Raw genomic sequence first — 18,917 nt, forward strand, 5'->3', positions numbered from 1 at the left:
GGAGGGGCAAGGGCGGAGCGCGCAGCAAGTCCGATGGAGCTTGTCCCTTGAACGCTCACCAATGACGCTGGCTCGTTACCCCCTCACACCGCGCTGTCCTGCAGCGCGCGCGTCACCACCTCGCGCACATCGGCGCTCAGGTCCGGCTTGGCGGCCACGCGGCGGATCGCCTCGCATGCGGCGCTGCGGTAGGGTTCGGCCAGACGCTTCCAGTGGTCCATCGCACGCGCCAGACGGGCGGCGATCTGGGCGTTGATGCCGTCGAGCGCCAGCACCTGGTCGGCCCAGAACACATAGCCCGCCGCATCGCTGCGGTGGAAGGCGCCCGGGTTGGCATGTCAGAACGCGGTGATCAGGCTGCGCACGCGGTTGGGGTTGGAGAGCTGGAAATCCTTGTGTTGCAGCAGCGCGCGCACCTGGGCCAGCACCTTGCCGTCCAGGTCGTTGCGCGTGGCCTGGAGGCGGAACCATTTGTCCAGCACCAGCGGCTCGTTCTGGAACATGGCGTGGAAGCGCTCCAGCGCCTGCGCGGCCAGCGGGCTTTGGCCTTCCAGCAGTGCGCGCAGGGCGCCGATGCGGTCGGTCATGTTGGCAGCATCCTTGAAGCGCTGGTAGGCCTTGCCCGGCCACACCACGTCACCGGTATCGCGTGCGATGCGGCACAGGTTTTCCAGCGCCAGGCTGGCCAGCGCGCGGCGGCCGGCGCTGACCGGTTCGGGCACATAGGCGCCGGTATCCTCGTGGGCCTCGTACAGCGCCAGCCAGTCTTCGGCAAGCGCGTGTGCCACTTGCTGGCACAGCGCCTCGCTCACCAGCTTGATGCGCTGCGGATCGACGGTGTCGAGTTCTTCCGCGATTTCCAGCTCATCCGGCAGGGTCAGCACCAGCTGCTTGAAGGCGGCATCCAGCGCCGGGTTGCGCAGCACGGCACGCAAGGCTTCCAGCGTGGAGGCATTCAGGACCTGTGCAGGCGGCTCGGTGGCCTGCACGGCGGCCACGGCCTGCGTCATCATCAGGCGCTGGGCAGCTTCCCAGCGGTTGAAGGCGTCGCTGTCATGCGCCAGGCGGTGCAGCTGGGCGGCTTCGTCTTCGCCCTCCAGCTCCAGCCAGACGGGTGCCGAGAACTGGCGCAGCAGCGAGGGCACCGGTTCTTCGGTGATGCCGGTGAAGGTGAAGCTGGCTTCTGCATCATCCAGTACCAGTACCCGTTCCAGCAGGGGCGGCGCGGCATCACCCTGCAGTTGCAGCGGCAGGGGTTGGCCGCTACGGCCGATCAGGCCCATGCGTACCGGAATCAGGAAGGGTTGCTTGGCCGGCTGATTGGGCGTGGCTGGGCAGGTCTGACGCAGCGTCAGCGTGCAGGTTTGCGCGGCGGCATCGTAGCTGCTGCGCGCATGCAGCGTGGGTGTGCCGGCTTGGCTGTACCAGCGCTTGAATACCTCGAGGCGGCTTGCCAGGGCGCTGTCCGGATTGGCATCGGCCATGGCCTGGGCAAAGTCGTCGCAGGTCACGGCCTGGCCGTCATGGCGCTGGAAGTACAGGTCCATGCCCTTGCGGAAGCCGTCGCGGCCCACCAGCGTCTGGTACATGCGCACCACCTCGGCGCCTTTTTCGTAAACGGTGGCGGTGTAGAAATTGGAGATTTCCTGGTACTGGTCGGGGCGTACCGGATGGGCCATGGGGCCGGAATCCTCGCTGAACTGCACGGCGCGCAGGCCGCGCACGTTGCCGATGCGGCAGACGGCGCGCGCACTCGGGCTGCCGGCCAGATCCTCGCTGAATTCCTGGTCGCGGAATACCGTCAGGCCTTCCTTCAGGCTCAGCTGAAACCAGTCGCGGCAGGTGATGCGGTTGCCGGTCCAGTTGTGGAAGTACTCATGCCCGATCACGCTGGTGATGCCGTCATAGTCCTCATCGGTGGCGGTGGAAGGCTTGGCCAGCACGTACTTGGTGTTGAAGATATTCAGGCCCTTGTTCTCCATGGCGCCGGCGTTGAAGTCGCTGGTGGCCACGATCATGAAGCGCTCCAGATCCAGCGCCAGGCCAAAACGGGCTTCGTCCCAGGCGATGCTCTGCAACAGCGCCTGCATGGCGTGTTCGGTCTTGTCCAGGTCGCCGGGGCGCACGAACACCTGCAGCAGGTGCTCCTTGCCGCCACGGCTGACGATGCGCTGCTCGCGTGCCACCAGCTGGGCTGCCACCAGCGCGAACAGGTAGCTCGGCTTCCTGAACGGGTCGTGCCAGACGGCGAAGTGGCGGCCATCTTCCAGCTCGCCCTGTTCCAGCAGGTTGCCGTTGGAAAGCAGCACCGGATACGCCTTTTTGTCGGCGCGCAGCGTGACCTTGTAGGTGGCCATCACGTCGGGGCGATCCAGGAAGTAGGTGATGCGGCGGAAGCCCTGCGCCTCGCACTGCGTGAAGAAACCGCCTTCGCTGGTGTACAGGCCCATCAGCTCGGTGTTCTTGCTGGGGTTGCAGGTGGTGAAGATTTCCAGCGCGATCGGCTCGCTGCCTTCGGGCAGGTTCTCCAGCACCAGCTGGCCGCCTTCCAGCTTGAAGGACGTGCCCTGGCCGTTGACCAGCACACGCGCCAGGTTCAGCTCCTCGCCATCCAGGCGCAGCGGTTGTGCCGGCACATCGGGGTTGCGGCGCAGCGTCATCCTGTTCAGCACGCGCGTCTTGGCCGGGTCCAGGTCGAAAGTGAGGTCTACCGTGTCGATCCAGAACGCCGGTGCCTGGTAATCGTGGCGGTAGATGGTGGGGGAGGGGGTGGTGGCTTCGCGGAACATTGGTGAAATCTCCGGTCATACTCAGTGCCCTGCACATGGCGTCAGGACATGAAAGGGATGGGGTGTGCCACAGGCAAACCCGGTGAGAGGCGCACGTGCCACTGGCGTTGCGGCCACTCCATGAAATGCCATGATCCGCCGTGAGCGGATCATGGTTGCGACGGGATCACTGTATCAGGCGGGTCTTACGCTGCCCACGCCGGCCTTCAGCGAGGCTTCGATGAAGGCATCGAGATCGCCGTCCAGCACCTTCTGCGTGTTGCTGATTTCGACGTTGGTGCGCAGGTCCTTGATGCGGCTGTTGTCCAGCACGTAGCTGCGGATCTGGTGGCCCCAGCCCACGTCGCTCTTGCTGGCTTCCAGTTTTTCCTGCTCTTCCATGCGCTTGCGCATTTCGTGCTCGTACAGGCGCGAGCGCAGGCGCTGCCAGGCCACGTCGCGGTTGCTGTGCTGGCTGCGGCTGTCCTGGCACTGCACCACGATGCCGGTGGGCACGTGCGTGAGACGCACGGCGGAGTCGGTCTTGTTGATGTGCTGGCCGCCCGCGCCGGAGGCACGGTAGGTATCCACGCGCACATCGGCCGGGTTGACTTCGATCTCGATCGAATCGTCGATTTCCGGGTAGACGAAGATGCTGGCGAAGCTGGTATGACGGCCGCCCGAGGAGTCGAACGGGCTCTTGCGCACCAGACGATGCACGCCGGTTTCGGTGCGCAGCAGGCCGAAGGCGTAGTCGCCGTCGATCTTCAGGCTGGCACTCTTGATGCCGGCCACATCGCCCGGGGTTTCTTCCTGGATCTCGACGCTGAAGCCCTTGCGTTCGGCATAGCGCACGTACTGGCGCAACAGCATGCCGGCCCAGTCGCAGGCCTCGGTGCCGCCGGCGCCGGCCTGGATGTCGAGGAAGGCATTGTTCGGGTCGGCCGGCTGGCTGAACATGCGGCGGAACTCGAGCGCTTCCACGCGCTCGGTGATCGCGGCAACGTCGGCCTCGATCGCTTCGAGGCTGGCGTAGTCGTCTTCGTCGCAGCTCATTTCGTACAGCTCGGTACTGTCTGCCAGTTCCTGCGTGAGCTCGTCCAGCACGACGACCACGTCATCGAGCGATTTCTTTTCCTTGCCCAGCTCCTGGGCTTTTTTCGGATCGTTCCAGACCGCGGGATCTTCCAGCGCAGCGTTGACGGTTCTCAGGCGTTCGGCTTTGGCAGGGTAGTCAAAGATACCCCCGTAGTTCCTGCGTCCGCTCGGACAGGTCTTCCAGGGCGGTGCCAATGGCGTTGATGCGTTCTGCTTCCATGAAATCTTCCTTGTATTTTGTAGGGGCGAAGGCCCCGGATGGCGGGCCTGCCGCATCCATGGCAGCAGGCAGGATGAGGGGCTGCCGTCAGCGCGGCAGCAAGAGGGCTATTGTCGCATGCTTTGCCGTGCCGGCGTATGCAGCCGTAAGCCAGCCGTAGGGAGGTTTCGGCTAAAATCAATCGATTACATTTCTTCCAGTTTCATCCTTAACGAAAGAGAAATCCCATGTCCCTCGACAAAGTGACTCCCGGTTCCAAGCTGCCCGAAGCCTTCAACGTCGTGATCGAGATTCCGGCAGATGCCGCACCGGTCAAGTACGAGGTCGACAAGGAATCCGGCGCCGTGTTCGTGGATCGTTTCATGACGACCGCCATGCACTATCCGGTCAACTACGGCTACGTGCCGCAAACCCTGTCCGGCGACGGCGACCCGGTCGACGTGCTGGTGATGACCCCGTTTCCGCTGCAGGCCGGCGTGGTGGTTCCCTGCCGTGCGCTGGGCATCCTGAAGATGGAAGACGAAGCCGGCGTGGACGGCAAGGTGCTGGCCGTGCCCACCGCCAAGATCTGCCCGCAGTACAACCACATCAACAAGCTGGAAGACCTGAACCCGCTGACGCTGCAGACCATCAGCCACTTCTTCGAGCACTACAAGGACCTGGAAAAGGGCAAGTGGGTCAAGGTGCTGGGCTGGGAAGGCCTGGAAGCCGCCACCAAGGAAGTGACCGACGGCGTGGCCAATTACAAGGGCTGATCGGAATCCATTCGATTCTTGCCAAGGGCGCCTGCGGGCGCCTTTTTCGTACCTGCCTTCCGCTCAACATCCTGCTCCTTTGAGGTGGCGCAAACTCGCGGCGGATTTGCATGCTCGTACAGTTTGTTTGTCATGAAACTGAAGGTATGCTGGCACATGTCATCCAAGTGATGCCTGGCGGGTAAGTACACGACCGCCTTGTCGTGTCTGCCCCTTCTTTCTCAAGCAGTTGGAGATTTGAAGGAGAGTTTCATGAGACGTTTTGTCCTGGCGGTTTTACCGCTGGCGCTGGGTGGAGCCCTTGCGGTCGCGCAGGGTGTGGGAACATCGGCCTCCGCACCTGCAGCTTCTGCTCCCGCTCCCGCCGGTGCGGCTTCGGCGGCCGCTGTTGCGGCATCGGTAGCCAGCGCACCCGCGTCGCTGCCGACCGCAGCCGCTTCGATGGCGGCACAAGCCCCGGCCTCGGCCGCTTCGGCCATGGTGGTCACAGCGCCCACCGTCAATGCCGTGGCGCCCACGGTGATCGATGACCTTCCGGCCAATTACGCCGCCAACATGGATCCCGCCACGCGCGCGCAGGTCGAGCGCGGGCGTTATGTGGCGCGCCTCGGCGATTGCGTGGCCTGCCACACCGCCAAGGGCGGCAAGCCCATGGCAGGCGGTCTGGCGCTCGAAACGCCATTCGGCCAGCTGCACTCCACCAACATCACGCCCGATCCCGAAACCGGCATCGGCAAGTACACCTTCGAACAGTTCGACCGCGCCATGCGCAAGGGCGTGGCTGCCGACGGGCACAACCTGTATCCGGCTATGCCGTACCCTTCCTATGCCAAGATGACGCAGGACGACATGCAGGATCTGTATGCCTACCTGATGAAGGGCGTGGCACCGGTCCATCAGGCGAACGAGCCGCTGGGCCTGGGCTTCCCGTTCAACCAGCGCTGGGGCCTGAAGCTCTGGAACTGGATGTTCCTGGATGACACTCCGTACCAGGCCGATGCCGGCAAGGACCCGCTCTACCAGCGTGGCGCCTATCTGGTGCAGGGTCTCGGCCACTGCGGCGCCTGCCATACCCCGCGTGGCTGGGGCTTCCAGGAAAAGACCATGACCGAAACCGGCCCCAAGGGCGAATACTTCCTCGCCGGCGAGACGGTGGAAGGCTGGCGCGCATTGAGCCTGCGCAACCTGTGGACAGTGGACGAAACCGTGAAGATGCTCAAGACCGGCCAAAACAGCTACGGCTCCGTCTCGGGCAACATGGTGGACGTGGTGCAGCACAGCACCCAGTACATGACGGACGAAGACCTGCGCGCCATCGGTACCTTCCTGAAGGCGCTGCCGCCCGGCAAGCATGACAAGCCGATGGTGGTGGCTGCTGCCGGCGGCGCTTCCGGCATGGGCGCTCCGGGCGCATCGGCTCCTGCTGCAGGCGCGTCCACGCCGGCATCGGGCGCTGCTGTTGCCACAACAGGCGGCATTCCGGCCTCCATCCACACCACGCGCGGCGGCCTCGGCTACCTGCAGTTCTGCGTGGATTGCCACCGCACCAATGGCAACGGCGTACCGAACGTGTTCCCGCCGCTGACCGGCAACGCTACTCTGCAGTCGGAAGACCCGTCGACGCTGATTCACATCATGCTGACCGGCTCCAGGTCGGCCCAGACCATGGCACATGCCCGCGTCTGGACCATGCCCGGCTTCGCCCGCCTGAACGATGAGGAAATCGCGGAAATCCTGAACTTCACCCGCTCCAGCTGGGGCCAGGCATCGAAGGAGATTACCGCCAAGGATGTGGCATCCCTGCGCAAGAGCCTGGACGTGAAGGTGGACCAGAGCAAGTTCGAGACCCCGCGCCTGGCCGACATGCTGAAGGAAAAGAACGCCGACCAATTGGTGCAGGGCGCGCGCCTGAACATCCAGACGCATGAACTGCTGCCGAAGAACGTGGGCAACGCGCTCAACTGCACCAGCTGCCACATGAACGCAGGTACGGTGGCCGATGGCTCTCCGTACGTGGGCGTGTCTGCCTTCTTCCCGAGCTATGGCGCACGTGCCGGCCGGGATATCACGCTGGAAGACCGGATCAACGGCTGCTTCCGCCGCTCGATGAACGGCAAGCCGCTGCCGCTGCAGTCCGAAGAGATGAAAGCCATGGTGGCCTATTTCGACTGGATGAAGCGCGAAACCAAGCCGGAAGACAAGGTGGAAGGCCGTGGTGTCGGCAAGATCAGCCGCGACATCAAGCCCAATGTGGACAACGGCAAGCGTATCTATGACAACCAGTGCGCAGCCTGCCACGGAGCCGATGGCGAAGGCATCAAGGACGCGGCCGGCAAGTGGGTCTACCCGCCGCTGTGGGGCGACATGTCCTTCAACATCGGTGCCGGCATGGCCCGTACCTACACGGCTGCCGCCTTCGTGAAGCGCAACATGCCGATCGGTTTCCATGGCAAGTTCCCGCTGGGCCAGGGTGGCCTGACGGACCAGGAAGCCGTGGACGTGGCCGAATACTTCAGCCACATGCCGCGCCCGGACTTCCCGGACAAGGTGAAGGACTGGCCGAAGGGCGGCAAGCCGGCTGACGCACGCTACTGAGTGTGTTCTCCGGACGGGTGGCAGTCTTGCGTGACTTGCCAACTGGGCCAACACACAAGTCCCCTGCCAGCCGGTTTCCGGCGCGCATTGGCACCCCATGAGACAGGTTTTCATGGGGTGCTTTTTCGTGCGCGTAGGGATGCGGTCTCCCGACTTACTTGCTCAGGTCGATGCTGTACAGCGACATGTTCTTGCCCGAACCATCGTCCTGTTGCTCGAGCATGATGTTGTTCAGGCCCGCATCCACTGCCAGTTGCAGCTTGTCCTGGCCGGAGCTGAATACCACCTTGCCGGCAATCGCCACCGGCTTGAAGCGCCAGCTGCGGGCGCTGCCATTGGCGGCGCGCGTCATGCTCTGCACCTGCTTGATGTACTGGATCAGCACATCGCGGTTGGCATCGGGAGATGCATAGATGGTCGAGCGGCCATCCAGGGCGGCGATGAAGGTCTTGCCGCTGGTGGCGCGGTAGTTGTTGGTCGCAATGATGAAGCTGGCTGCCGGGTCGATCGGGGCACCCTTGTATTGCAGGTCGACGATGCGCTGGCCGACCGGCTGTGTCACATCGACCATATAGCTCACGTCCGGCGTGGTGAACATGTCGTGGTTGTAGCCGGGGAAGGTGCTGATCAGCTTCTGCTGCGTGGCCACGGCAGGGTCGATCCGGTTGAAGCGCTTGGCAGCGCCTTCCAGCCAGCCCTTGATCTCGCTGCCGGTCACCTTCACGGCATAGACCGTGTTGGGGTACAGGTAGAGGTCAGCCGCGTTGTAGATGGCAATCGGGCCGGCTGCCACATCGGTGAAGTCGGCACCGCCACCAAAGCCGGACTTGAACGGCGCGCTCACCGACAGCACCGGCAGATCCTTGTATTGCGGCAGGTTGGCTTGTACGTAGCGGGCCACGTAGTCCTGCTGTGCCTGGCTCACGATCTGGATGGCGGTCGGGTCTCCCACGTCGGCGAAGTAGGTGCTCATGCGGAAGTCGGAGCTGCCGATGGGTGTTTTCACGTAGGTGATGGTGGCCTGATGCTGCGCTTCCACCAGTTCGGCTACCTTCGGATCGGGAGCCACATAGGCGGTGGCCTTGCCTTTGGCATCGCGCTCGGTCACGGTCTCGCGCGCCTCGACCAGCGTCTTGCTCTTGTCGATCACCCAGGCCTTGGCCTTGGCATCGCGCACCAGTTCGAGCTTGATCACGCCCAGTGCCTTGCCCCAGAAGCTGGGCATGGTAGCCGGCACGCCATGGATGGTGCCGGCGGCGTTGTCCACGCCTTCCATGGTGTAGGCGGGGTTGGCGCCGCGATCGGGGAACAGGCTGTGCGAGTGGCCCATGAACATGGCATCGATGCCGGGCACCTTGGAAAGATGCAGCGCCGGGTTTTCCATCGTGGCAGAGTAGGGGACACTGCTCAGGCCGCCGTGCACCAGTGCCACCACCACGTCGGCGCCTTTCTGCCGCATTTCGGGCAGGTATTTCTGCGCCGTTTCTACGGCACCGTCGATGCGCAGTTTGCCTTCCACAAAGCGCTTGTCCCAGTTCATGATGCCGGGCGTGGTGAAGCCGATCACGCCGACCTTGACCGGCACTTTCACGGTCTTGCCATCGGGCGTGGTGGCGGTGAATTCGCGCTGCAGGATGGTGTAGGGCTGCACCAGCGGCTGGCCTGTCTTCAGGCTGTACACATTGGCCAGCACCATGGGAAACTCGGGGCCCTTGCACTTCTGGCCGGGGTCGACGCCGCCCACGTTCAGGCCGCCGCCCAGCACCTGGCTCAGGAACGGCAGGCCGTAGTTGAACTCATGGTTGCCCAGCGTGCCCACGTCGTACTTGTAATGGTTCATGACCCTGTACATCGACAGGGTCTGCTCGCAGCTGACGGGGTTGACCGTGGCCTCGTAGTCGGCCAATGCCGTGCCCTGGATGGTGTCGCCATTGTCCAGCAGCACGTTGTTGGCAAATTCGCTGCGCGCCTGCTGGATCAGCGTGGCGGTTCGCTCGAAACCGTAGCTCTGGTCTTCGGCGAGTTTGAAATAGTCGTAGCTGCGGATGTTGCTGTGCAGGTCGCTGGTTTCCAGCAGCGCTACCGTGGCACGCGTGCCATCGGCGATCTGCGGTGCCGGAACAGGTTTCTCGGAGGTGTTGCTGTCGCCACCGCAGGCTGCCAGTACGGCAGCAGTGGCGAGGGGCAGGACCCAGCGGAACAGGGATTGGGGCAGGGGCATCGGGCGACTCCATGACGGGAAAAGTCCGCAGTCTAGAAAGCGCATGTGAAGCTTCATTGAAGCTTTCATGGCACGCCCATGACGCAGCCTGTATCTGCGCGCCAACATTGCGCTTTTTCTTGACCGGTACCGCGAGGCCGGACTATAATGCGCGGTTTCGATCCTCTGTTAGCCGCCTCGCTGGGCGAGCCATCCTGTCAGGCAGGAGCCGCCAGCAGCAGCCAGCCATCGCCGTGATGGTTGTGTGAAGAGGCCTTTTGTGCAGCTTGAATACGATCGGAAAGCATTAGGAACTGACAATGAACCTGATCCAGACCCTGGAAAAAGAAGAGATCGAGCGTCTCGGCAAGAAAATCCCCGAGTTCGCCCCCGGCGATACCGTGATCGTGTCCGTGAACGTGGTTGAAGGCACGCGCAAGCGTGTGCAGGCTTACGAAGGCGTGGTGATTGCCAAGCGCAATCGCGGCCTGAACAGCGGCTTCACCGTGCGCAAGATCTCCAGCGGCGAAGGCGTGGAGCGTACCTTCCAGACCTACAGCCCGCTGATTGCCGGTATTGAAGTCAAGCGCCGTGGTGACGTGCGTCGTGCCAAGCTGTACTACCTGCGCGAGCGCAGCGGCAAGTCGGCCCGCATCAAGGAAAAGCTGCCGTCTCGCGTCAAGGTCGCTGCAGAGTAATCTGTCGCAACCTGGCATTGTGGCTGCCTCGTGCAGCCGCAGAAGGAACCGCTTGCCGCCCTGTGCTGCAAGCGGTTTTTTCTTGGCGCTACACTGTGTGGCGCAAGTGCTCCGTGCCAGCCGCCTGGCAGCGGGGTATCCAGGGTGGCATCAATGACAAGCTCCACAAAGAAGTCCCAGGAAGTTTCTCCCGACAATGACCGCGCCGTGCAGCCGGGCATTTTCGATCCGCGCGACGTGCCGATATGGCAGGAGGCGACCGAGAACGTGCACCGTCAGATCGCGGTGCCGGGCGAGCGCCTGTCCGTGCCGGCGCTGCAGCAGCGCTTTGCCGAGCCGCCCCCCTGGGAGCAGGAACTGCGCCGCGAGCTGTATCCGAAGGAGCATTCGCCGCGCGATGCTGCCGTGTTGATCGGCCTGCAGCCCTGGCAGCCGCCCGAGATCACGGCCCCCACATCCGGCCTGCGCGTGGTGCTCACGCAGCGCACGCCGCACCTGCGATCGCATGGCGGCCAGATCGCCTTTCCCGGTGGCAAGATCGACGACGAAGACCCGGATGCCGTGGCTGCGGCCTTGCGCGAGGCCCATGAAGAGGTCGGCGTGCCGTCGGAGGGCGTGGAGGTGCTGGGCCAGCTGCCGATGTATATCACCGGCACCGGCTACCACGTGACGCCGGTCGTGGCCGTGCTGCCGCCCACGCTCGAATTTGCCCCCAATCCCTTCGAGGTGGACGAAGTGTTCACCGTTCCACTGGATTTCCTGATGGATCCGCAGCATCACCGCCTGCATCAGTGGCAGCCGGCGCACAACCACCGGCGCGAGTGGTTTTCCATGCCGTATTACGACCTGCAGGCGGGGCGCGAACGTTACATCTGGGGCGTAACTGCCGGCATCTTGCGCAATCTGTATCGCTTTCTTGCCGCATGAGCGGCCTTCACGCGTCATGCCGAAATCGGTGCTATCCTGCCGGATAGTTGCGGGCCTGGTCCCGCGTCAATGATCGCTTTCTACGCTCCATGGCATTCTTTGCAATCGTCTGTGCCCTGCTGATCGAGCAGGTCTATCCATTGCCCCTGCACAACCCGGTCTACCACCTCTACCGCCAGTTGGCGGACTGGGCTGCGCGCAACCTGACCGCCGGCAAGCCCGGCCAGGGCTGGCTGGCCTGGGGGGCAGCCGTGGCGCTGCCCACCATCATGGTCGCGCTCGTCTATGCCACCCTGCATGAAGCGGGCTGGTTGCTGGCGTGGCTGTGGAGCACGGCAGTGCTGTTCGTCACCCTGGGATTCCGCCAGTTCAGCCATCACATCACGGGTATCCGTGACGCGCTGGACATGGGCGACGAAATCCGTGCACGCCAGTTGCTGGCGGAGTGGAAGAGTGTGGAAACGGCACATCTGCCGCGCAGCGGCATCATGCGGCAGGTGATCGAGCATGCCGTGCTCGATGCGCATCGCCATGTATTCGGCGTGCTGGTGGCTTTCCTGATCGGGGCGGCCCTGGGGCTGGGCCCGGCTGGTGCCGTGCTGTTCCGCGCGTCCGAATACGTGGCGCGCTACTGGCGCGAGCAGCGCAATGCCGGCGATGGCCAGATGGCCGACAGGCTGCCGGATCAGGCGCAGGCCGCCTGGAACTGGATCAACTGGATTCCTGCCCGGGCCACGGCTGCGAGCTTTGCAGTAGCCGGCAACTTCGAGCAGGCGGTGGACAACTGGCGCCAGGCGGCCAGTACCCCCGGCACCATCGCCAGCACCGATGCCGAAGCTGTGGTGCTGGCATCGGCCATGGGTGCGGTGGATCTGCCCTGGCCGCTGGCGCTGGACAACCAGCAGGATCTGGCACGCCTGCCCGCACCTGCCGGGCGCGAGCGTGATGCCGCGGTGGCAGAGGACGGCGTTTCGGAAACGGGCGTGGAGGCCTATGGAGCGCCGCAGGTCACGCAGGCTGCACCGGCGGCGATCACCGTGGGCATGCAGCACCTGCAATTGCTGGTCGGCCTGGTCTGGCGCGCCATCCTGATGTGGGGCGGCCTGATTGCGTTGGTGGGGTTTACTTCCTGGGTCAGCTGAGGCCGGATCAATAACGCTGGTCCGCCACCCGTTCCGCGAACAGCTCGGCATAAAACTTGTGCCGCAAGGGATGGATGCCGCCATCGTCCAGCGGTGCGCCTACCTGCGCCAGCACGCCGCAGCCCGGCTCGTGCAGATGGGTGCAGTTGTAGAACTTGCACTGCGACACATGCTGGCGCAGGTCCGGCATGTAGGAGGCCAGATCGGTCGGCTGCACATGGTGCAGGCCGAACTCCTGAAAGCCCGGTGAGTCGATCACGGCGGTCTGGTTGTCGCGGCCGATCCAGTACCAGTGCGTGCTCGTGGTGGTGTGCTTGCCCGAATTGAGTGCCTGCGAGATTTCTCCCGTCTGCACATTGGCGCCGGGCAGCAGCCAGTTGATGAGCGTGCTCTTGCCTGTGCCGGAGGGGCCGAGCACCAGCGTCGCCTTGCCCTGCAGTGCCTCGCGCAGCGCCTGCAGCGCGGCATCGTCCGGGCGGTGCCCGGCATCCGCCAGCGACAGGCCCAGCACCGGGTAGCCCATGGCGCGGTAGGGCGCCAGCCGTTCCCAGCCGCGCGCATGCAGTTCACCCAGATCGGACTTGTTCAGCACGATCAGCGGAGGAATATGGGCCGCTTCGGCCGCGATCAGGGCCCGTGCCAGCAGCTTGTGCGAAAACTCCGGCTCGGCCGCCAGCCAGACCAGCACCTGGTCGATATTGGCGGCAAAGGCCTTGGTGCGCATCTCGTCCTGCCGGTAGAACAGGTTGCGGCGCTCTTCCACGCGCTCGATGGTGCCGTCGTCTCCCTGGCCCTCGGGCTGCGCCGCCCAGGCAATGCGGTCGCCTACCACGGCCTGGTTCTTCTTGCCGCGCGGATGCACGATGCGGCGGCTGCCGTCCGGGCATTCGATCACGCTGTGACGGCCATGGCTGGAAACCACCAGACCTTGCTGCAAGGCGTTTGAGGCGGCGGGCGCGTTGCGGGAGCGGGAGGGCCTGGCCATGGTCTCAGGCCGCCTGCGCCATGCGTGCCAGCCGTTCGCTGGCGGGAGGATGCGAGTAGTAGAACTTCACATACAGCGGATCCGGCGTGAGCGTGGAGGCATTGTCCTCGTAGAGCTTGAGCAGGGCGGCGGGCAGGGCGGTCTTGCCGGTCTGGCGCACGGCATAGGCATCGGCCTCGAACTCGTGCCTGCGCGAGAGCTGCGCCATCAACGGCGACAGGAAGTAGCTGAACACCGGTGCCATCAGCATGAACAGGATCAGCGCCAGCGCGGCGTTAGGCGACATCATGTTGGGCACCACCCCCAGACCGGTGTAGAACCACACCCTGCTGTAGAGCCAGCCGAGCAGGGCAAAGGCGGCCAGGCTCAATGCGAACATGGCGACCAGGCGCTTGGCGATATGGCGGAAGTGGAAATGGCCGAGCTCATGGGCGAGCACGGCCTCCACCTCGTCCGGCTGCAGGCGAGCCAGCAGCGTATCGAAGAACACTACCCGCTTGGAGCTGCCCAGCCCGGTAAAGTAGGCGTTGGCATGCGCACTGCGCTTGCTGCCATCCATCACGAACAGCCCCTTGGCGTTGAATCCGCAGCGCTGCATCAGCGCCTTCACGCGCTGGGCCAGTTCGCCGTCTTGCAGCGGCTTGAACTTGTTGAACAGCGGCGCGATGAACGTCGGGAAAATCACCATCAGCAGCAGGTTGAACACCACCCAGATGCCCCAGGCCCACAGCCACCACAGGCTGCCGGCCTGCTGCATCAGCCACAGGAACAGGGCGGCCAGTGGCAGGCCGATCACGGCAGCCATCAACGTCCCCTTGACGAGGTCGGCCAGCCACAGGCCGATCGTGCTCTTGTTGAAGCCAAAGCGCTCTTCCAGTCTGAAAGTCTGGTACCAGCCCAGCGGCAACTCCAGCAGGCCGTTGATCAGGAAGAAGCCCGCCAGCAGGGCCAGCTGCTGCCACATCGGGTGCTCGATGCGGCTCAACAGGGTGTAGTTGAGCAGCGCCAGTCCGCCAAGCAGCGTCCAGCCAATCAGGATGGCGGCCGAATACACCGACTGCCACAGGTCGAACTGGTTCTTGGCGATGGTGTAGGCAGCGGCTTTCTGGTGGGCGGCCTGGCTGATCACGCCGGCAAATGCTTCCGGAACCTGTTCGCGGCGCCAGGCTACGTGGCGCATCTGGCGTGTGGCCAGCCAGAAGCGCACCAGCAGTCCGGCCAGCAGAACGATCACGAACAGTCCGGTAAAGCCGTTCAGGTAACTGATATCGAAGAGTTGGGCATCCATGCCCGCAAGTGTAACGGCCGACAGGCTCCCGGCGCGTATCAAACAGTTGGTTGCCGCAGCAATGCAGGCGCCGAAACCGTCCCGCTTGCGAGACAATACGGGGATGAAATCCGACCATCTGCCTGCCACTGCCGAAACCCCGGCCGAGCCCGTGCCTCACCTGCCCAAGAACGATGACAACCTGATCTGGCTCGACTGCGAGATGTCCGGCCTGGACCCGGAGAAGGAGCGACTGCTCGAGATTGCCGTCATCATCACCAGCCCGGATCTGTCCATTCGCGTGCCCGGCCCTGTGGTGGTGATCCATCAGGACGATGCGGTGCTCAATGCCATGGATGCCTGGAACAAGGGCACGCATGGCCGCAGCGGCCTGACGGAAAAGGTCAAGACCAGCACCACCAGCGAGGCCGATGCCGAGAAGCAGCTGTTGGCGTTCATCAAGAAGTACGTGAGCAAATCGAAGTCGCCCATGTGCGGCAACACCATCGGGCAGGATCGGCGCTTTCTGGTCAAGTACATGCCCAGACTGGAGGCGTATTTCCACTATCGCAACCTGGATGTGAGCACGCTCAAGGAGCTGGCCCGCCGCTGGCGCCCCGAACTGCACGCGGCTTTCAAGAAGCACCAGAAGCACACGGCGCTGGCCGATGTGGAGGAATCGATCCAGGAACTGGTTTATTACCGGGATACTTTCCTGCGCCTGGAGGCGGCCACACCGGTGCAGGAAGGCGCCGCCTGATCACTGCGTTGGCGGCCAGTGCGCGCTGGCGGGCTCAGTCGCGATCCGCTTCTTCCTGTCCGGGCGGCCCGGACAGCGCAGCGCGCTGCTGCTGCAGTTGCCGCATGCGTGCCAGATCGCCTTCCTGCGCTGCCTGGGTTTCCTGGCGCTTGAGTTCTTCCAGTTGCAGGCCGCGCAAGGCCGAGCGCAGGTCCACCCGCACTTCCTGCAGTTCGGGCGACAGGCCCAGCGCCTGATACTGTTTCACCAGACTCAGTCCTGTGTCCCCGAACGGCGCCTGCGGCAGGGCCTGTTCCAGTGCACCCCAGGCCAGGGCGCCATGTTCCTGGTACTGGCTGTCTAGCCAGACGAACAGCGGACCGTGCGGGGCCGGCAGGCCGCAGAGCAGGGCATGGCTGTCCGGCGGCAGCGACTCCCACAGCGGCATGTGCAGCAGCAGCAGGCGCAAGGCATGGTCGGCACCGCTGGTGGGGCGCACGCGGCCGCGCGGTGCCGGTGGCGAAGAGTTGCGGTTCCAGCTGCCGGAGCGTTTGGCGCCGCCGGTGCCGGAGCGGCCCGGTGTCCAGCTGCGCTGGCGGGAGGCAGGTTCGGGAGCATCCCAGCCTCCCTGCATCCAGGGCGGCTCCTGCGAGGATGGCGGAGTGCCGTAATCGCCGGAAAACTCGGGCGGCCTGGAAGGCTCCTCATGCCGTCGTGGCGCCGGGCTGGCGTGGGCCGCCTGGGTCTGCCAGAGCGAACGCAACTCGTCCACCTGCAATTGCGTCCTGGCCGCCAGCTCGGCCAGCAGCTGGCTGCGCAGTGCCCCTTCCGGCAGCGCCTGCCACAGCGGCCGTGTCTGGCTCGCCATGCGGGCACGCCCCTCGGCCGAATCCAGATCGCAATCCTCGCTGCCCACCTGCTGCAGGAACACGCTCAGCGGCGTCGCCTGCCTGATCAGCGCGGCAAATGCTTCCGGCCCATGGGCGCGGATATAGCTGTCGGGATCGTGCTCGGGCGGCAGAAACAGGAACTTGATGCTGCGTGTGTCGGTGGCATAGGGCAGGGCGGCTACCAGCGCCTTGTGCGCGGCCCGGCGCCCGGCATTGTCGCCGTCGAAACTGAACACCACCTGATCGGTATAGCGGAACAGCTTGTGCATATGGTCGGGCGTACAGGCCGTGCCCAGCGTGGCCACGGCATTGGCAAATCCGAGCTGGGCCAGCGCCACCACGTCCATATAGCCTTCGGTCACCAGGGCAAAACCCTGCTCGCGCAAGGCATCGCGTGCCTCGTACAGACCGTACAGCTCGCGCCCCTTGCTGAAGACCGGCGTTTCGGGCGAGTTCAGGTATTTGGGCTTGTCGTCGCCCAGCACGCGCCCGCCAAAACCGATGCATTCACCCTTGATATTCCTGATGGGGAACATGACGCGATGTCGGAAGCGGTCATAGCGTTTGTCTTCGCCATGCTCCCCGTCTTTCTCGTGCCGGATCACCAGGCCGGCTTCTTCCAGCAGCGGCTCGGTGTAATCGGGAAACACGCTGGCCAGGTGGTGCCAGCCAGGCGGGGCATAGCCCAGGCCGAAGCGGGCCGCGATGCGGCCTGTCAGCCCGCGCTGCTTGAGATAGTCGATGGCCACCTGCGCCGTGCGCAGCTGCTTGCGGTAGTCATCACAGGCCTTTTCCAGCACGTCGGTCAGCGTGGCCTGCTTCTGCTTGCGCTCGGCGGCACGCGCACGCTCTTCCGGGCTGGCATGGTCATCGGGCACCTGCAGGCCATGCTGCTGGGCCAGATCCTGCACGGCCTCGACGAAGCTCATGCCGTTGTGCTCCATCAGGAAGCGGATGGCATCGCCGTTCTTGCCGCAGCCGAAGCAGTGGTAGAACTGCTTGGTCGGGCTGACGGTGAAGGAGGGCGATTTCTCGCCATGGAAGGGGCAGAGCCCGAGAAAGTTGGCCCCCGTCTTGCGCAATTGCACGTAGCGGCCCACCACCTCGACCACGTCGACGCGGGCGAGCAGATCCTGGATGAAGCCGTGGGGAATTGCCATGCGGGGATTTTATAGGGTGGGCGCGGCCGGGTTGCCGCCGCGGATGCCCATGGTGCGGAAGGGCTCTTTGCGTAATTTCAATCGCTTTGCGCAAACCGCTTTGGCATACTGGCAAAGCCCTTCACGAGAGGGTGTTACATACAAGGAGACTTCGCAAAATGACAGAACAATTGTCCGCACAATCCGCCCACGCGCTGCCGTCCTATCTGGATCCGGCCCATCTCGGTCCCTGGGACACCTACCTGCGCCAGGTCGACCGCGTCACGCCCTACCTGGGCCACCTGTCGCGCTGGGTGGAGACGCTCAAGAGGCCTAAGCGGATCCTGGTGGTGGATGTGCCGATCGAGATGGACGACGGCCGCATCATGCACTACGAAGGCTATCGCGTGCAGCACAATATTTCCCGCGGCCCCGGCAAGGGCGGCGTGCGCTTCCACCAGGACGTGACCCTGTCCGAAGTGATGGCGCTGTCGGCCTGGATGTCGATCAAGAACGCGGCCGTCAACGTGCCCTATGGCGGTGCCAAGGGTGGCATCCGTGTCGATCCGCGCCAGCTGTCGCGTGGCGAGCTGGAGCGCCTGACGCGCCGCTACACCAGCGAGATCGGCATCATCATCGGCCCCAGCAAGGACATTCCCGCGCCGGACGTGAACACCAACGAGCAGGTCATGGCCTGGATGATGGACACCTATTCCGTCAACCTCGGCGAAACAGCCACCGGCGTTGTTACCGGCAAGCCGATTTCGCTGGGTGGCAGCCTGGGCCGCCGCGATGCCACCGGCCGCGGCGTGTTCGTGGTCACCTGCGAAGCGGCGCACGACCTGGGCATGGAACTCAAGGGTGCGCGCGTGGTGGTGCAGGGTGCCGGCAACGTAGGCGGAACGGCGGCACGCCTGTTCCATGAAGCGGGCGCCAAGGTGATTGCCTTGCAGGACCACAAGGCCACGGTGTATGCCGAACAAGGCCTGGACATCCCGGCGGCGCTGGCGCATGTGGCACAGAACGGCAGCCTGGAAGGCTTTGCCGCGACCAACATCACGCCGGAAGAGTTCTGGGCGCTGGAATGCGAATTCCTGATTCCGGCGGCTCTGGAAGGCCAGTTGCATGCCGGCAACGCCGGCACCGTGCGTGCCAAGGTGGTGGTGGAAGGCGCCAACGGCCCGACCACGCCCGAGGCGGACGACATCCTGCAGGAAAACGGCGTCCACATGGTGCCCGACGTGCTGGCCAACGCCGGCGGCGTGACGGTGTCCTACTTCGAATGGGTGCAGGATTTCTCCAACTTCTTCTGGAACGAGGACGAAATCAACCAGCGCCTCACGCGTATCATGCGCGAGGCCTACAAGTCTGTGGCGGCGACGGCACGCGAGCACAATGTCAGCCTGCGCACGGCGGCCTTCATCGTGGCATGCACACGCATCCTGCAGGCCCGCGAAATGCGCGGCCTGTATCCTTGATGGGGTAGACGGGGAG

The 18,917-nt window shown here is 64.3% G+C and carries 12 protein-coding genes and 1 pseudogene; 7 read left to right on the top strand and 6 right to left on the bottom strand.

All coding sequences use genetic code 11. From position 1 onward, the window contains the following. Positions 1 to 83 precede the first annotated feature (83 nt). Both pepN and prfB read right to left on the bottom strand, forming a co-directional pair. Positions 84 to 2,789: pseudogene (pepN, locus tag ACX36O_RS05430) on the bottom strand (aminopeptidase N). A gap of 174 nt (positions 2,790 to 2,963) precedes the next feature. Next, a protein-coding gene (prfB, locus tag ACX36O_RS05435; protein WP_371687142.1) for a peptide chain release factor 2 occupies positions 2,964 to 4,086 on the bottom strand; the annotation gives its coding sequence in 2 pieces (ribosomal slippage) (positions 2,964 to 4,004 and positions 4,006 to 4,086; 1,122 coding nt in all). A 227-nt stretch (positions 4,087 to 4,313) separates the two neighbouring features. On the opposite strand from prfB, the gene ppa reads away from it, so the two are divergent. Together ppa and ACX36O_RS05445 are read left to right on the top strand one after the other, a co-directional pair. Continuing rightward, on the top strand, positions 4,314 to 4,841 hold the full coding sequence (gene ppa, locus ACX36O_RS05440; protein WP_213360338.1) for an inorganic diphosphatase: 528 nt from the start codon (positions 4,314 to 4,316) through the stop codon (positions 4,839 to 4,841). Between the two features lie 441 nt (positions 4,842 to 5,282). Then, positions 5,283 to 7,436: a c-type cytochrome gene (locus ACX36O_RS05445; RefSeq protein ID WP_371698813.1), complete on the top strand. Its 2,154-nt coding sequence runs from the start codon at positions 5,283 to 5,285 to the stop codon at positions 7,434 to 7,436. 154 nt (positions 7,437 to 7,590) lie between these two features. On the opposite strand, the gene ACX36O_RS05450 is transcribed toward ACX36O_RS05445, so the two are convergent. Beyond that, positions 7,591 to 9,657, bottom strand: a complete 2,067-nt coding sequence (locus ACX36O_RS05450) for a bifunctional 2',3'-cyclic-nucleotide 2'-phosphodiesterase/3'-nucleotidase (RefSeq protein ID WP_488360171.1) — start codon at positions 9,655 to 9,657, stop codon at positions 7,591 to 7,593. A gap of 299 nt (positions 9,658 to 9,956) precedes the next feature. Here ACX36O_RS05450 and rplS point away from each other — a divergent pair, with 299 nt between their 5' ends. The 3 genes from rplS (at position 9,957) to ACX36O_RS05465 (ending at position 12,403) form a co-directional block, all read left to right on the top strand. Beyond that, positions 9,957 to 10,334: a 50S ribosomal protein L19 gene (rplS, locus tag ACX36O_RS05455; protein ID WP_091816450.1), complete on the top strand. Its 378-nt coding sequence runs from the start codon at positions 9,957 to 9,959 to the stop codon at positions 10,332 to 10,334. A 153-nt stretch (positions 10,335 to 10,487) separates the two neighbouring features. Next, positions 10,488 to 11,261 carry a CoA pyrophosphatase gene (locus tag ACX36O_RS05460; protein WP_488360172.1) on the top strand — a complete coding sequence of 258 codons (774 nt, stop codon included), beginning with the start codon at positions 10,488 to 10,490 and terminating at the stop codon, positions 11,259 to 11,261. Positions 11,262 to 11,350: 89 nt separating this feature from the next. Beyond that, a complete protein-coding gene (locus ACX36O_RS05465; protein WP_213360345.1) occupies positions 11,351 to 12,403 on the top strand; it encodes a cobalamin biosynthesis protein in 1,053 nt (350 codons plus the stop codon). 7 nt (positions 12,404 to 12,410) lie between these two features. Here the strand turns inward: ACX36O_RS05465 and rsgA are convergent, their stop codons facing one another. Both rsgA and ACX36O_RS05475 read right to left on the bottom strand, forming a co-directional pair. Continuing rightward, complete coding sequence (rsgA, locus tag ACX36O_RS05470) at positions 12,411 to 13,388, bottom strand: ribosome small subunit-dependent GTPase A (protein ID WP_213360346.1); 978 nt, start codon at positions 13,386 to 13,388, stop codon at positions 12,411 to 12,413. Between the two features lie 4 nt (positions 13,389 to 13,392). Next, on the bottom strand, positions 13,393 to 14,676 hold the full coding sequence (locus ACX36O_RS05475; protein ID WP_213360347.1) for a M48 family metallopeptidase: 1,284 nt from the start codon (positions 14,674 to 14,676) through the stop codon (positions 13,393 to 13,395). A 103-nt stretch (positions 14,677 to 14,779) separates the two neighbouring features. Here ACX36O_RS05475 and orn point away from each other — a divergent pair, with 103 nt between their 5' ends. Next, positions 14,780 to 15,415 carry an oligoribonuclease gene (gene orn, locus ACX36O_RS05480; RefSeq protein ID WP_213360348.1) on the top strand — a complete coding sequence of 212 codons (636 nt, stop codon included), beginning with the start codon at positions 14,780 to 14,782 and terminating at the stop codon, positions 15,413 to 15,415. Between the two features lie 34 nt (positions 15,416 to 15,449). Here orn and dnaG read toward each other — a convergent pair whose 3' ends face one another. Continuing rightward, the gene (dnaG, locus tag ACX36O_RS05485) at positions 15,450 to 17,444 is read right to left on the bottom strand and encodes a DNA primase (RefSeq protein ID WP_371698809.1); all 1,995 of its coding nucleotides are present in this window, start codon (positions 17,442 to 17,444) and stop codon (positions 15,450 to 15,452) included. 158 nt (positions 17,445 to 17,602) lie between these two features. Here dnaG and ACX36O_RS05490 point away from each other — a divergent pair, with 158 nt between their 5' ends. Further along, entirely contained in the window at positions 17,603 to 18,901 is a 1,299-nt protein-coding gene (locus ACX36O_RS05490) for a Glu/Leu/Phe/Val family dehydrogenase (protein WP_250130986.1), read from the top strand. Positions 18,902 to 18,917 lie beyond the last annotated feature (16 nt).

The organism is Brachymonas sp. KE5 (genome assembly GCF_057773645.1).